The following is a 15,363-nucleotide window of genomic DNA, read 5'->3' on the forward strand; positions in this document are numbered from 1 at the left end:
AGCAAGCAGTACCGTCCATGGTCGATCTGTGGCCGATAATGAAGGTTCCGCGATGTGCCACGCGGAGCTGTTCTAGTCGTTAGGAGGTGCAATGCCGCGCGCAATACACGTTTTTCGCACCCCTGATCGTTTCGTTGCCGGGACCGTTGGTGAACCGGGCGACCGAACGTTCTTTCTGCAAGCAGTGCACGACGCACGAGTGGTGTCGGTCGCGCTGGAAAAGCAGCAGGTTCAGGTCCTGGCCGACCGGGTGGGACTTCTCCTCGAGGAAGTGCACCGCAGATTCGGAGCCGATGTGCCGGCCGAGGAAGCGGACACGGTCGACACCAGCCCGCTTCTGACTCCGATCGACACCGAGTTTCGCGTCGGCACGATGGGACTCGGCTGGGACGCCGATGCCAATGCAGTCGTGGTGGAATTGTTGGCAGTCAGTGAGGTCGAGGTGGACGAATCCGTCGTACTCGACGACACCGACGAAGGTCCCGATGCAGTGCGAGTGTTCCTGACCCCGGTTCAGGCTCGCGAATTCGCGGTCCGATCCGAACGCGTGATCGCAGCGGGTCGCGCTCCGTGCCCGCTGTGCGGACAACCGCTGGCACCCGAGGGCCACGTCTGCATCAGAACCAACGGATATCGCCGCGGTGCGACGTTCGGACCGGTGACCGAGGTCGACGAGTCTTGACCGTCGACCTGCCTCCGTTCGAGGGCCGCGAGACCATGGAGACCGGCGAGCTCACGATCGTCGGGCGGGTGGTGTCGGCCAGCAACGCCACGCTGGTGTGCGAAGCGGGCGAGGGCGCTTCTTCTGTCCGGTGCGTGTACAAGCCCGTACGCGGGGAAGTGCCGCTCTGGGACTTCCCCGACGGCACTCTCGCCGGTCGCGAAGTTGCGTCCTACGAGATATCCGAGGCACTCGGCTGGGGTGTCATACCGCCGACAGTTCTGCGCGACGGGCCGTTCGGGCCCGGAATGGTCCAGAAGTGGATCGACACACCCGAGGTCCACGCCGAAGGTCGGGTCGACCTCGTCGACATCTGTCGACCCGATCTGGTACCCGCAGGATGGATTCCGGTGCTGCAGGCCTACGACGGCGAGGGTGAAGAGATCGCGCTGATCCACGCCGACGATCCACGTCTGCAGCGGATGGCAGTCCTCGACGTGATCCTCAACAACGCCGACCGCAAAGGCGGACACGCGCTCGAAGGTCTCGATGGATACGTGTACGGGGTCGATCACGGCATCTGCCTGCACGCCGAGAACAAGTTGCGCACGGTGCTGTGGGGCTGGGCGGGCCAGGCGGTCGACGACGGGTTGATGACCGACGTCGTGCGGTTCGTCGAGACGTTCGACACCGTGATCGCTCCGCGGCTGGTGGACAAGATCACACTGGCCGAAACCATTGCAGTATTGGATCGAGCCCAGGAGCTGATCGCACGCCCAGTCATGCCGGAGCCTCGTTCGAGCAGACCCATACCCTGGCCCGCCTTCTGATCGGGCTCGGATAGGCTCGGCTGCATGCATTCTTGGTCCAGCCCGGAGATCCCGACAATCCCAGGACAGGGTCCAGCGCTTCGATTGTTCGACACAGCCGACCGCCAGGTCCGTCCCGTCACTCCGGGTTCGACCGCCCGCATGTACGTCTGCGGCATCACCCCGTACGACGCTACCCATCTGGGACACGCAGCGACCTATCTGACGTTCGACCTGATCAACCGTTTGTGGCGGGATGCAGGTGTCGACGTGCACTACGTGCAGAACGTCACCGATGTCGATGATCCGCTGTTCGAGCGCGCCGATCGGGACGGTGAGGACTGGCGCGATCTCGGTGCTCGTGAGATCGAGCTCTTCCGTGCCGACATGGAGGCGTTGCGGGTGGTTCCTCCGCGCGATTACATCGGTGCCGTCGAGTCGGTCGACGAGGTCGTCGAACTGGTGGAGAAGTTGGTTGCGTCCGGTGCCGCCTATGTCGTGGACGACGCCGAGTACCCCGACGTGTACTTCCGCGCCGACGCCACCGAGCAATTCGGCTACGAGTCCGGTTACGACCGGCCCACTATGGACAGGTTCTTCGCCGAGCGCGGCGGCGATCCCGATCGCGCAGGCAAGCGAGATCCACTCGATGCGCTGCTGTGGCGCGCGGTGCGTCCCAGCGAACCGTCGTGGCCCTCGCCGTGGGGCCCCGGTCGACCCGGCTGGCACGTCGAATGCGCCGCGATTGCACTCAACCGGATCGGATCCGGGTTCGACATCCAAGGCGGCGGAAGCGATCTCATCTTCCCGCACCACGAATTCTCGGCGGCCCACGCCGAGGCCGCAACCGGTGATCCCCGCTTCGCCCGCCACTACGTGCACACCGGAATGATCGGGCTGGACGGTGAGAAGATGTCCAAGAGCCGCGGCAACCTCGTGTTCGTCTCCAAGCTCCGCGCCGAGAACGTCGATCCGGCCGCTGTGCGTCTCGGCCTGTTGGCGGGTCACTACAGGCAGGATCGGCCCTGGTCCGACGATGTCCTCGAACGGGCCCACACTCGGCTGGCGCTGTGGCGTCGGGCAGCGGCGCTCGAGGGGGCGGCGTCGGCCGACGACGTGATCAACCGGCTCCGGCAGCACCTGGCCGATGATCTGGACACGCCCAAGGCGCTCGATGCTCTCGACGCGTGGGCGAGTTTTGCAGTCGAGCGGGGTGGATCGGATGCAGGCGCACCCGGTGCCTTCGCCGATGCGGTCGACGCGCTGCTCGGAGTGCCGCTGCGTTAGTCGGACTATCAGTCAGGTCGCAGGCCCCAGGCGTAGATCGGCCAGCAGATCCGGGATCAGGCGTTCTTCCATGACTGCTCGGCCCGAATCATGAAGTGCGGCAGACAGTTCCGGGTCCCACGGACTGTCCGTCGGATGGCCCTTGAGCGGTTCGGAATTCCGCGCATCCAGTCCGCGCCGGTAGGAGTCGACATCCATTCGCCACGGTGACGCGTCGTATCGGTCCACCGCTCGTTTCACCATGTTCAGTCCGGCCCAGTCGAAGTCGGCACGCCACATGATGGCGGTGTCGGGAGCGCGCGAACCCAGCAGCCGATGTACCGCGGCCGAGGGCTGGCCGTCGGTGCAGATCAAGCTTGCGCTGGTCGAGCCGAGAGTTCGGGCTGCGGCGGCGAGCACAGCGATGTTCTCGCAGACGAATACTCTCGACGTGCTGTTGGTGAGCGGGCCGCGCGCGAGCATGTCCACGGTGACAGGAAAGGGCACGCCCTCGTCCGCGGCGTCGTTGAGCCAACGAGCCACGGTGTGGTTCTCGGCGACGCGGTAGCCGAGAACCAGCACCCGACTCGACAGTGCGTCGACCGACACCCCGGCCGTTTCCCACAGCGCCCTGATCCCCACCGGGTCGACGGGTCGAGGCACGTTCTCGCGCAACGACAGTGCGTCGAGGACGAGCTTCGCAGCTCCTCCGCCCGCGAGGGCCTTGGTATCACCGGTGGCTAGTTCCGACAGCTCGGTGAGCGACATCCCGTCCACCGGAAGCAGGGCCAGGACCTGCGTTGCCACCGCCAGTGCATCGACGGCGACGCGGCCGCCGAGCGTGCCGTCCTGATTGAGCAGCGAGGCGATCCAGTACTCGATCCACTCGCGATCGGTACCACCGCCGAGTACCTCCCTGGCTCGATCCAGAGCGTCGGACCGCACCTGAGCCTTGTCCGCAGCGATCCGCTTCTTGTCCTGCAACGGGGCCTGCCGGGTGAGGGTGTCGATCAATCCGGCGCCACCGTTGAGCGGATGGCTCAGCCACGCGTCGAACCGCTCGAGGTCGAGCTTGGTGCTCCGCGCCCGAGAATGCAGACTGGAGTTGGACCGAGAGATAGCGCTGCACAGACGCCACAGCTCCGGGGCATCGCTCAGATCGACGGTGATGTTGCCACCGATCCGAAGCCAGTTGGACTCCAACTTCTTTCGCGCAGCATCCAGCAGCGCCGACAATTCCGCGCTGCCCCGCCATTCGCCGTTACTGGACAAACTCCAGCCCGCCTTCGGTTCGGGTCGGCACACGGCGCGTCAACGGTGATCCGAGTGCGGCAGCGAGGTCGGTGCCGTCGTGTTCGGCGAACAGTTCGCCGTTCTCCCAGACCAGAAGCGCTGCACTCACGGTGTTCTCGGCCGTCGAATGCGCCAGGTCGTAGTGCGCGCAGCCGGGGACGTCCGCGTAGGTGATCCACAGGTCGTAGCCGGTCATGAACAGGTCGAGGTCGAATTGCACACTCAGGCCCAGCAATTCGCTGCGGCCGTTGTCGTCGACACCGGCGAAGGCCTCGTCGAGAGCAAGTAGACGAGGGGAGTGCGGATCTGCGGACGAGAGCATCACGTGCGCCGCCGCGAACAGTGGCAAGTGCAGCGACACCGATTGCTCACCGCCGGAGAGCGCACTGTGCCGGGCGACGGTCAGGCGATCCTCGTTGCCGTCCCCGCTGATGAGCGTGAAGGCGAACACCCGCCAGCGGCGATAGTCCAGTGTTGCAGAAAGGATCTCGGGGTACGACCGTTCCGGATGTGCCGCACGGGCAATCCTGATCTCCGACGCGAAGTGGGCGCGCATCGCGGCCAGGTCGTCCTGGTTCAGCGCCGAGGCGTCGCGGTCCAGCAGCTTGGACACCGCCCGCGCCCCGTCGTCGAGGTTGTCCGCGAGCACCCAGTGCACGCCGATCGTGTTGCCAGAGGACATCCGGCGTTGCTTCATCTCGGCGGACATCTGTGCGATCAGCTCGCGTGCGTCGACAGTCCGCTCGTGAATCTGCTGCGCCAGACCGGTCAGCAGGGCATCCTCGAGAATCCGGCGCTCCTGCTCGGTCAGCAGCAGTTCCTGGTCGGCCCTGGCCGAACCGATTCGGTCGGCGAAATCTCCGACCGACGAATAGCCCTGCTCGTCCTGTACACGTACCACCGTCAAACCGTCCGGCGCATCCCATTGCAACCGGTAGTCCTGACCCGATGCCGCCAGTTGCGAATCGAACTCCTGCAGCGCACTCGTCAGGGCAGTCCGGGTCGACTTCCGGCTGGAGTCACTCACTCTCACCGACGCCGTCGCTGCATCGAGTGCCGAATGCAACGCGCGCACCACCGGTGGGAGTACCGGAACCTCGTCGTCCGGGCCGTCCGCCTGCTGAACTCGATACAGGATCTGTTCGATCGTCAGCCACGCCGAGTCACTGGCAGGCCAGGCGTACGTCTCGTGGACGCCTAGGATGGCAAGAAGATCCTTGCGGGCGTACGGCGCAAGCCGTACGGCATCGCTCAGGGTTTCGGTGACGGCGGCGCGCAGGCTTTCGAGTGCCGTGTTGCAAGCACCCTCGGCCTTGCCGATCGCTTCGCCGGCTTCCTTGTCAGCTTTACGCGCGGCCCGCTGTTCGGCGCGGCATTTCTCGATGCGTTCGCGGGCGTTCTCGAGATCGGTGTCGATCTGTTCGGCGGTGGCACCGAGCTTCTCGCTCAACAGCTCCAGGCGTTGCACCTGCTGCCGGTAGTTCTCGTCGGCTATCGCGGCTTCCTCGGCGAGCTCCTCGGCCAGACCGGTCGCTTCCTCGAGGCGGTTGGTGGCTTCGCGGGCCCGCTCGCTCTCGCGGGTGTGGTCGCTGCGCTTGCGGATGACCACCGCGCCCTGGTGCTCGAAATGGCGAATCGCTGCGGCAAGGGCATCGACATCGCGGCCGATGTGTGGGGTGCGATGGGCGACGGCGACGGTGCGCAGTTGCTTCTCCTTCGCGGACAGGTCCGCGATCGCCTGATCGAATTCGCGGTCGGCGGCTACCGCACCATCCTTCGAGGTGCGCAGCGCTCCAGCGGCGGCCGTGACGGCGCGTTGTGCCTTGACGATGGACGAGACACGGGGGAGTTGTTTGGCGGCCGCGCTCAGAGCCTGCACCAGCTCGCGTGCCGCCAGCTCGTCGGCCGTCGCGGTCTCGAGAACTGCAATTGCAGTATCGATCGCGCCGCCGAGTTCGGCGATGCGCTGCTCCCGCCGGCGAGCCCGCGCCGTCGCGCCGATGTACTCGGCGTCCGGTTTCGCGTGGCGACCCTGCTGAACACCCTGCCAGTATCGGCCGTCGACACCTACCGAGACAGCGCTGCCCGAGCGATCGTTCGGCTCCTGTTGCAAAGCAACGGACTCGAGCAGATCCAGGACACGGGACGCCGGTACGGCGGTTCCGGGTTCGGGTTCCAGAACGGACGCCAACGTTGCCCCTGAAGGCCTCGCGGCCTCCGGTAGCGGCGACAGATACTGCTCCGAGTCGGCGTCGGCGGGAAAGTCCGCGGTCGGGTGGATCCAACCGTCGAGCACATTGGCGGCCTGCAATGCGGATTCGATCCCCGCCGCGTCGGCAGGGGACACCGCGTCGGCAAACCGAACCAGCTGCCACAGCGGTGCGCCCGGGAGATCTGCACGGCTGTCGGTCCGCGCAGCGAACGGCGGTGGTGCGTCGTCGTGTTCGGCTCGTACCAGGGACAGTTCGTCGCGCAGCGTGTTCAGTTCGGCCGAGCGCGTGGCCACGTCGACGCGTGCCTGTGCCTGCCGGGCACGAATCGCGTCGATACCGTCTGCGGTCTGCTCGGAGAGCACTGATTCCAGGCTCGGGGCGTCGTCCTCGCCGATGCTGCCCAAGGCTGCATCCAGGGCCTCGAACACGGCGGAGGTTATGCCCGCGGAGGAGTACAGCGACGAATTGTTCGACCACCAGGCCCGCAGTCCCGAAGCGAACTGCGCCTTCTCCAGATCCACGGTCGCCTCGGCCTCGGTGACCGCTGCCGCCGCGGCCTCGAGCAAATCGCGCGCCTTCGTTGCGGCCTTCTCCGCGCGAGCACGTTCCGTCGACGCCTTCTCGACGGTTGCCAGCGCCTCACGAACCGCGCGCACGTCACCGTCCCGCTCCTCGGCGTGCCCGCGAAGAGCGGTACCGATCTGATCACTGCGAGCCGTACCCGGCAGCGGTGTCCATACGATGCCCGCATCCTCGGCCGCAGTCTGCAGCTCTTCCTCCGCGCGAGTCACCCCGGCAACGGAATCCCGGAGTGCGGAGTCCGCGCGAGCGGTCTCGGCGGTGCGCTGTTCCAATTCTGCTTGCGCTTTGCGTGCCCGGTCGGCCTGCTGCGCCGTCGACACTTCGAGCTTTGCAGCAGATTCGGCCAGGTCGTCCAGTTGCTGCTTGCCCTCGTACGCGCTCGAGCGCTGCAGGGTTTCGCGGTCTGCGACGGCCTGATCCAGCGCACGCTCGGCCTCGTCGAATCGCGTTTCGGCTGCCGCCCGCTCCACCAGTCGACGGTCCTTCAGCGCCGACGCCGCGAAGTGCGCAGTGGTCGCGTGGGTCACGGTCTCGAGCCGGCGCGAGACCTGCTCGACATCCGAACGGGTTTGCACTCGAAGGTATTTGGAGTAGACCGAAACGAAGTTCCTGGCCGCCTGATCGGCTTGGGCCAGACCCTCCAATGCACGTCCCACTTCCTCCATGTCACTGAAGGAGCGTGCCGCCTCCAGCACCAGTTGCTCGTCGAGGGGACGCAGACCGTCGGTCAGTGCCTGGGACAGTCCCTTCGGATCGAGATTCTTGGCCAACTGCGGTCGGCGAAGTGTCAGAATCAGATTGATCAACTGGTCGTAACGTTGTGCGCCGAGCCCGAACATCCGGGCATCGATCGCGGCGCGGTAGTCGACCGGACGATCGGTGATGGCATCGCTGCCGAGTTGTTCGGCCAGCTGCTTCTTCGTCAACGGCCGGTCGTCGGAGCCCAACAACGAGAAGTCGACGCCCACTCGGCCGTCGGCCACGAAGTACCAGCGGGTCACCTTGTCGTTCTGACGACTCGCCCGCATACCGATACCGACCGTCACCGATTCGGGGTCCTCGCGCGAGCCGCGGCCGAACTCCATCCACACGTACGAGTGAGCGCTTTCCTGCCCCCGGTAGAGCAGGTTGGACTTCATGGTTCGCTCTTCACCGGCGAACGGGTTGAGTCGGCGCGGTTCGATGCGACCGTCGAGGACAAAGGGGAACAGAACTTCGAGCGCTTTGGTCTTGCCGGATCCGTTGGGCCCACGCAGCACCAGGCGACCGTCTGCGAAGGAGAACTCCTGATCGCGGTAGTCCCACAGGTTGACGATCCCTGCTCGCGTCGGCCGAAAGCGTGTCGAGTGTGCGGTCATCTACTTAGGCCTCTACTTCGGATGGATCGGTGCTGGGGACTTGTTCGGTACCGAACAGTGAGTCCTGCGGGGTCCGATCACGCACGCTGACCATCACGTCTCGGTAGCGCGCGATCACCGGCAACACCAGCGCGCCGCCGGACACGCAGTGCACCAGGCGCAGTCGATGCAGTAGTGCCAGTGCACGCAGCCGCAGGCCATCCCGGTCGCTCTGCCACTGAGCAGCGAAGGTGCGGCCGAAACGTTCGACGAGATCATCGACGACCGACGTCAACCAACTGTCCTCGATCAACGGGTACAACTGCTTCTCGCCCGCATTGTCGAATGTTGTTGCATCGGAACCGAACCCGAACTCGGCGAGATCACCGAAGATCCCGCCGTCGGGAATTGCGCTGTCCAACTGCTCGATCAGGGCGTCACCGTCGGGAAGGGGGTAGGTCGCAAGGGCCGATGCATCCGGATCGATCACTCTGTCCGAAATTTCACCGGCGATCAACAACGCGACCTGGGCGATGGTCCCCGTGCTGGGGAAGCGGTGGTCCGACAGCCGACCCGAGGTGTCGATCAGCGCCACCCCCTCGGAACGGCGCTCGACAACCAGGCCGGTGAGCAACTCGACGTCCGCGACTGTGCGAGACGTGGCCAGCGCCGCGCGACCGTCGCGATCGAGATCGTCCGAGTAGACGACCGGCTGTTCGACGAGTGCTCGTCGTACTGCGCGCAACGTCTCTTTGGGGTCTGCTTCGCGCACGGAGTCGGTGTGGGTCCCGAGCTCGGAGTCCTCGGGATCCAACGGGGCATCCGCACCGGCCAGTAATCCACGGATCGACCGCAGATGCTGGACGGCGCGAGGCGGCCGGAACAGAGCGACGACGACGGGCCGGTCGATGTCGTAGAGGGCTTCGCCCGCGGACGGATTGTTCGCCCAACCGGTGGCGTCGCCGTCGGCCAATGCGATCGCACCGCGGGTCGCAAGCCAGCCGATCGCGTCGACGAAGGCGTCTCGGTCACTTGCCCGGTCGGTCGTCAGCTCTACTCCGTCTACTTGACTTGCCTCTGCCGCAACATGATCGGCAAGCTCGGAGAGGGTGATCTGGTTGCCCGCCCGGCCGAGGGCAGCCAGTGCCAGTGCCAGATACGCGTATCTACGTCGGTCGAAAATTCGGTCGGTGGCTGTTCGGGCGGGTTGGCTGTCGTCGAGTCGATCGATCACCGGGTACAGACGCGCCGTGGTCTCCGTGACCTCGAGGCGATATCCGAACAGTTCGAGCAGGTCCTCGCGCAACTCGGTGGCCCATCTGCGCAGCAGAGGCAGCGCGATCCTATCGGGATACGTGGTGGTCACCAGGTGATTCGACAGCGCGACCCGGGCGGCCCGCTGGTAGGAATCCAGTGCGAGGGTGGAGATTTCGCGAGCTCTCATCGGCGAGCGACCTCACTGACATGAAGAGACAAGCGGTCCAGATGCAGTCTGCCGCGGCTGGTCCGCACGATCGTCGAACGGTCGCTGTCGCTCAGCGTCAAGCGCACGCCGCTGTCCGATCCGGACGAGTCGGAGGTCCGTCCGCTCACACGTACCCGCGCGGTGAGTGCAGCGTTCAGCAGGCTCAACAGAACCTCGGTTTCCTGCTCGTTCAGAATTCGGTCGTGGATTCCGGCCGACGCAAGCGACTGCGCTGCGGCACTGCGTGATCGCTGCGCGTCCAGTTGCTGCTCCCGAAGCCGTCTGATACCGCCGTCGTTGCGCTGCACCCGTCCCGGAACGCCGGGGGTCGGGGTGCGTCCGGTCTCGGCCAGGGTGCGGGAGATCTCGACCGGTGGAGCCTCCCACCACGATCGGGACGTGGAGATGATGTCGGCATCGGGATGCACCATCGACAGGTGTCTAGGCCTGCCGAGACCGAACACTGCGTGGAACAGGGCGTGTGCGCTGTCCTCGGTAGGCGTGGCAGCGAACCAGCCGGCGAGATGTCGCAGTTGGCTTTCCCTGCTCACGCCGCCCCTGCGGGTCTCCGTGACGCGGCGTAGGAGCGACAGCACGGCGGCAATCGCGCTCATCGTGCCTTCGCGGAGTCGCTCGGACTCGCTGAGTTCGGACTCCGCCGCGACGAACCAGTGCGACAGGCCGGCCCAGCGGTCGGTCCAGTCGGCTCGCCGTTCGTCGACGGAGAGAAATACTCGTTCGTCGCTGATCGCGGCCCGCTCGACGAGCTCCTCGATGCCGGTGCTCTCGACGACCGCGATCGCCTTCGCCAGCTTCGGGGCGTAGCGGGTGAGATCCGAGCTGAACTCGCGCATGTGCCTCAGCAGCGCGTCCTTGTGGACTAGAAACGACTCGGGAGTGATCTCGGTGGTGCGCACCAGATCGCCCAGCACCAGGTAGAAATGTGCGGCGCGGGTCGCCATCTCCGACAGTGTCGAATCGAGTCGACTGAGTTTGCGATAGATGCGATCGCCGTCGGCCTGACGGTTCGCCTCGGCCAGCTCGTGCATGTCGGCCAACAGCTCGGGCAACACCAACCGCGACAGTGACGCGTCGTCCAGACGGGCACCGAGCACGTCCTCGACCGCGCGGTAGGCCTTGTAGCCGGCCTGGCCGAACTGGTAGACGAAGTGACGGTTGCGGTACTCGGCGAGAGTCGCTGCGCGGGTGCCGTCGTAGCTGCGTTCGAGCAGGCCCCAGGCGTGGAGCTGATCGAGGAGGGGCGCGATGTCGAGCGTGGTCGGTGCGGCGTGCCGACCGGGGCTGCGGGTGATGAGGTCGGCCACGTCTCCGGAGTGCAGCAGAACGACGTAGTTGGCTCGTGCGGTGTCGAATGCCCGGAGAACAGCCAGGTACTCGGATCGCTTCTCGGCAACGGCGAACGAGAACAGACCGAGACGGTCCTCCTCCACGAACGCGTTGACGGCACCCAGCCGTGCGTCCTCACCTGAATCGCTCACTGGAACAGGGTAGGGGGTCGGAGTGCCAGTCGTTCAACCGTGCCGGTTACAGCTCCACGGTCACTTTCCCGTCCACCACTGCGGCGGGGTAGGTGCGCACGGAGTCGATACCACTGGGGCAGGAGCCGTCGTCGAGAGAGAACGTGTATTGATGGAGTGGGCAGACGACTACAGACCCGTCGATCTGACCGTCCGCCAATGGCCCGCCCTTGTGCGGGCAGATGGCGTCCATGGCCCGCACCGAACCGTCACCGAGAAGGAATACAGCCACCTGCTTGCCGTCCACCACGTAGGCCCTGCCCTCACCGGGCGTCAGGTCCTCCACCGCTCCCACCGGCACGCTCATCGGACCGGAACCTGCGGCAGCGGAAGCAGTGGCAGCGACGGGGTGAACTGGGCGGGTGATTTCGGTGCCGTGCGGTCCTGCCACGGGTCGACGTAGCCGTCCACCGACGCCTGCATTCGTTCGTCGAGACCGGCCACGATGCCGTCACGGTCGTCGATCAGCACGCTCTGCAGTTCTTCCAGGCCGAGGCGCGGAACCCACGCGTACGTTCGCTCGAGCCACTGGGCATTCTCGCGGTAGTGCTGAATGAACCTGGCTGCCAGGGTCAGAACCTCCTCGGACCCCGTCACGGTGGCCAGTAGATCGCCCTTGCGGATGTGTGCGCCGGCCGCACCTCCGACGTAGATCTCCCACTTGTCCTCGCCCACCGAGACGACGCCGAAGTCCTTGCACAGTGCCTCCGAACAGTTGCGAGGGCAGCCGGCAACCGCGAGCTTCAACTTCGCCGGAGTCTCCAAGCCTTGGAACCGCTCTTCGAGGGCGATTCCGAGAGCAGTCGAGTCGCCGAGGCCGAAGCGGCAGAAGTCGCTGCCCACACAGGTTTTCACCGTGCGCATGCTCTTGCCGTACGCGAAGCCCGAGGGCATGTCCAGATCGCCCCACACCTTCGGCAGGTCTTCCTTCTTGATGCCGAGCAGGTCGATGCGTTGTCCACCGGTTACCTTGACCAGCGGAACGTGATACTTGTCGGCGACGTCGGCGATCTTGCGCAACTGATCCGGGGTGGTGACGCCACCCTTCATCTGCGGCACCACCGAGAACGTGCCGTCCCGCTGGATATTGGCGTGCACACGATCGTTGATGAACAACGCGCCGCGCTCGTCCACCCAATCCGGACCCCACACGGTTCGCAGCAGTGACGCCAACGGCATCTTGGCGGCGGCGTCCTCCAGGCCGTCGGTCGCGAGTGCTGTGAACACCTGCGACACTGCCCGAAGATCCTGAGTTCGGACGGCATCGAGCAGTTCCGGCTTCGTCATCGGGATACACGGCACATACCAGTCTGCGGTGGGGTCTGTTTCGACGGCACCGCCCGCTGCGCACGCAATGATGTCCTTCACCAACCCTTTGCACGACCCGCAACCCTTGCCTGCGCGGGTCTTCGCGGTCACGTCGCTGAGGTTCTTGGCCCCGGCGTGCACGCAGGACACGATGGCACCCTTGGTGACGCCGTTGCAGTTGCACACCTGGACGTCGTCGGCCAATTCGGCGGCTCCTGTTGCCGCAGAGGGTGTTCCCATATCGAAGAGCATGCTGATGCGCTCGTCGGGCAGTGGCACTTTCTCGTCGAACGCCTGGGTCAGGAAGTTCGCCTTCGAGATGTCGCCGAGCAGCGTGGCCCCGACGAGCTTGTTGTTACGTACGATCACTGATTTGTACGTGCCACTCCGGGGCTCGTAGAACTGGACGAATTCGTCGTCGTCGCGTTCGGGGGCGGTGATCCCCATCGAGGCGACGTCGACACCGGCCACTTTGAGTTTTGTCGTCAGCCGCGAACCGTGGTATGCCGCACTGGGATTCGCGCCGGTGAGCACATCGGCCAACACGACGGCCTGCTCCCACAGCGGCGCAACGAGGCCGTACACCTCGCCGCGATGCTGGCAGCATTCACCGACGGCATAGATGGATCCTTCGTCCTCGCAACGCAATTGGTCGTCGACCACGATTCCTCGTTCGATCACCAAGCCGCCCGCGCGGGCGAAGTCCACACTGGGGCGAATTCCGGCGGTAACGACGACCATGTCCGCAGCCAGCGAAGTACCGTCGTTGAACCCCACGCCGGTGACGACACCGTCCTCGGAACGCAACACCGAGGTGGTTCTCCTCGAGGTGTGCACGCCGACCCCGAGCGACTCGATCTTGTTGCGCAGCACTCGTCCACCGCGTTCGTCGAGCTGTTGGTTCATCAAGTGTCCGGGGGAGTGCACCACGTTCACGTCGAGCCCTTGCGTCCGCAGCCCGTACGCGGCTTCGAGGCCCAGAAGACCGCCGCCGATGACGACAGCGCAGACATCGTCGTGTGACTGTGCCATCTGCAGCATGCCGTTCGTGTCGGCGATGGTGCGGAAGCCGAACACGCCACGTGCCAGTCTGCCGTCGGATTCGCGGAGACCGTCCATGTTCGGGAAGAACGTGTTGCTTCCCGTCGCGATGATCAGCACGTCGTAGTCGACGGACCGTCCGCTCTCGCACACAACGGTCTTGGAGAAACGGTCCAGCGACACGGCCCGATCGCCCACATGCAGTGTCACGCCGTTGTCGCTGTACCAGCTCATGGGATTGAGAATGAGATCCTCGTCGTCGACGGTGGTCTCACCGGACAGCACGTGCGAGAGCATGATTCGGTTGTAGTTTCCGTACGGCTCGTCGCCGATCATCGTGATCTCGAACAGCGAGCTGCCATCACGTTTGATTATCTCCTCGACCGTTCGGGCACCGGCCATTCCGTTGCCGATCACCAACAGCCGCTGCTTGCCCGCAGTCATCAGACGAGCACCAGACCGAAATCGACGACGACCTCTCCGGTGGTTCCGGCCGGGGCAGCGACGACCAATTCGAGGATGGTGTCCGGATCGACGTCCTCGACCACGCGTAGGGGGATGTTGACCCCGCTCTTGGCTCCCATCGGGAAGATGCGCATCGGGCTACCGTCGCGCAGCAGAGTCACGACCACGAGTTCTTCGCTGGAGTTTCCTCCGCGGAAGTACAACGGTTGGGCCGTCACACCCTCGGGCACGACGAAACTCAGGCTGGGATCGATCAACTCGGGCTTGTCCAGGCCGTTGCCGGAGAAGGAGAAGACGCCTTGCAGAAATCGTGGTGTGCTGGCCATACCCACGAGGTTGCGGTGTCGGGGTGACGCCACCGATGCGGTGACGTTACGTCGGCATCAGAAATACCTCACCGAGCCCCGGTTCATAGTGTGCGCTCGGGTCAGAGCCCGAAGTTGCCCGGGCCGCGGCGCCTCAGATACTTCTCGAACTCGGCTGCAATGGCGTCGCCGTCGATCTTCGCAATCGCGTCGGACATGTCCACCTCGGCGTCGCCGCGCTCTTCGAGGCTGCGCACGTATTCGCTGATCTCCTCGTCCTCCTTGGTCATCTCGTTGACCGTTTCTTCCCACTCCTCCGCCTGGGTGGGAAGTTCGCCGAGCGGCACCTCGATGTCGAGCACGTCCTCGACCCGCTGCAGCAGTGCGACGGTCGCCTTGGGATTCGGCGGCTGCGAGACGTAGTGCGGCACGGCGGCCCAGAACGACACCGCGGGGACGCCGGCCTTGACGCACTCGTCCTGCAACACGCCGGTGATCCCGGTCGGGCCCTCGTATCGGGTCTGTACGAGATTGAACTGTTCGGCCGACTCGGTGCTGTATGCGGTGCCGGTGACCGGAACGGGCCTGGTGTGCGGGGTGTCGGCCAGCAGTGCTCCCAGGATCACGACGGTCTCGACGCCGAGTTGTTCGACGAACTCGAGCAGGTCGTCGCAGAAACTGCGCCACCGCATGTTCGGCTCGATGCCGCGAAGCAGCACCACGTCACGTTCGCTGCCGGGAGGTGAACACACCGACAATCGAGTCGACGGCCACTCGATCTCACGGGTGACACCATCCACCTGCCGAACCGTCGGTCTGTTGACCTGGTAGTCGTAGTAGTCCTCCGAGTCCAGCTCGGCGAGAGGACTGGCATCCCAGATCAGCTCCAGGTGCTCGACGGCACCGCTCGCCGCATCGCCTGCGTCGTTCCAGCCCTCGAAAGCAGCCACCAGGATGGGGGAGCGCAACTCGGGAATGTCCTCGTCGAGATCATCGAGATCTGTGGCGTTGGCCACAGCGTCATGCACGGCCTCGATCAACGCGGCATCGAGAGGCACAGCCGAGCCGGCACCCGAAATG

At 65.2% G+C, this 15,363-nt stretch carries 11 protein-coding genes; 3 read left to right on the forward strand and 8 right to left on the reverse strand.

Translation table 11 applies throughout. From position 1 onward, the window contains the following. The first annotated feature begins 91 nt into the window (after positions 1-91). The 3 genes from QM797_RS14090 to mshC are packed head-to-tail and all read left to right on the forward strand — an operon-like array spanning position 92 to position 2,757. On the forward strand, positions 92-682 hold the full coding sequence (locus tag QM797_RS14090) for a DUF3090 domain-containing protein (protein WP_222094796.1): 591 nt from the start codon (positions 92-94) through the stop codon (positions 680-682). A 35-nt stretch (positions 683-717) separates the two neighbouring features. Beyond that, on the forward strand, positions 718-1,491 hold the full coding sequence (locus QM797_RS14095; RefSeq protein WP_283276315.1) for an SCO1664 family protein: 774 nt from the start codon (positions 718-720) through the stop codon (positions 1,489-1,491). A 24-nt stretch (positions 1,492-1,515) separates the two neighbouring features. Continuing rightward, the gene (mshC, locus tag QM797_RS14100; RefSeq protein WP_283276245.1) at positions 1,516-2,757 is read left to right on the forward strand and encodes a cysteine--1-D-myo-inosityl 2-amino-2-deoxy-alpha-D-glucopyranoside ligase; all 1,242 of its coding nucleotides are present in this window, start codon (positions 1,516-1,518) and stop codon (positions 2,755-2,757) included. Between the two features lie 12 nt (positions 2,758-2,769). Here the strand turns inward: mshC and QM797_RS14105 are convergent, their stop codons facing one another. The 8 genes from QM797_RS14105 to QM797_RS14140 form a co-directional block, all read right to left on the reverse strand. Then, positions 2,770-4,008, reverse strand: a complete 1,239-nt coding sequence (locus QM797_RS14105; RefSeq protein ID WP_283276246.1) for a DUF2399 domain-containing protein — start codon at positions 4,006-4,008, stop codon at positions 2,770-2,772. Further along, the gene (locus QM797_RS14110) at positions 3,998-8,182 is read right to left on the reverse strand and encodes a TIGR02680 family protein (RefSeq protein WP_283276247.1); all 4,185 of its coding nucleotides are present in this window, start codon (positions 8,180-8,182) and stop codon (positions 3,998-4,000) included. Before QM797_RS14110 ends, QM797_RS14105 begins: the two co-directional genes overlap by 11 nt. A 4-nt stretch (positions 8,183-8,186) precedes the next feature. Further along, a complete protein-coding gene (locus tag QM797_RS14115; RefSeq protein ID WP_283276248.1) occupies positions 8,187-9,605 on the reverse strand; it encodes a TIGR02678 family protein in 1,419 nt (472 codons plus the stop codon). Then, entirely contained in the window at positions 9,602-11,077 is a 1,476-nt protein-coding gene (locus QM797_RS14120; protein ID WP_349307197.1) for a TIGR02677 family protein, read from the reverse strand. The genes QM797_RS14115 and QM797_RS14120 overlap by 4 nt, the downstream gene beginning before the upstream one ends. Before the next feature lie 94 nt (positions 11,078-11,171). Then, positions 11,172-11,471, reverse strand: a complete 300-nt coding sequence (locus QM797_RS14125) for a Rieske (2Fe-2S) protein (protein WP_094618388.1) — start codon at positions 11,469-11,471, stop codon at positions 11,172-11,174. Further along, on the reverse strand, positions 11,468-13,957 hold the full coding sequence (gene nirB, locus QM797_RS14130) for a nitrite reductase large subunit NirB (RefSeq protein WP_283276250.1): 2,490 nt from the start codon (positions 13,955-13,957) through the stop codon (positions 11,468-11,470). Before nirB ends, QM797_RS14125 begins: the two co-directional genes overlap by 4 nt. Beyond that, positions 13,957-14,304 (reverse strand): molybdopterin oxidoreductase, encoded by a 348-nt coding sequence (locus tag QM797_RS14135; RefSeq protein WP_283276251.1) that lies wholly within the window; start codon positions 14,302-14,304, stop codon positions 13,957-13,959. Before QM797_RS14135 ends, nirB begins: the two co-directional genes overlap by 1 nt. A gap of 101 nt (positions 14,305-14,405) precedes the next feature. Next, positions 14,406-15,311: a PAC2 family protein gene (locus QM797_RS14140; protein ID WP_283276316.1), complete on the reverse strand. Its 906-nt coding sequence runs from the start codon at positions 15,309-15,311 to the stop codon at positions 14,406-14,408. Between the last annotated feature and the right edge of the window lie 52 nt (positions 15,312-15,363).

The organism is Rhodococcus sp. IEGM 1381 (assembly GCF_030056795.1).
Taxonomy (GTDB): domain Bacteria; phylum Actinomycetota; class Actinomycetes; order Mycobacteriales; family Mycobacteriaceae; genus Rhodococcoides.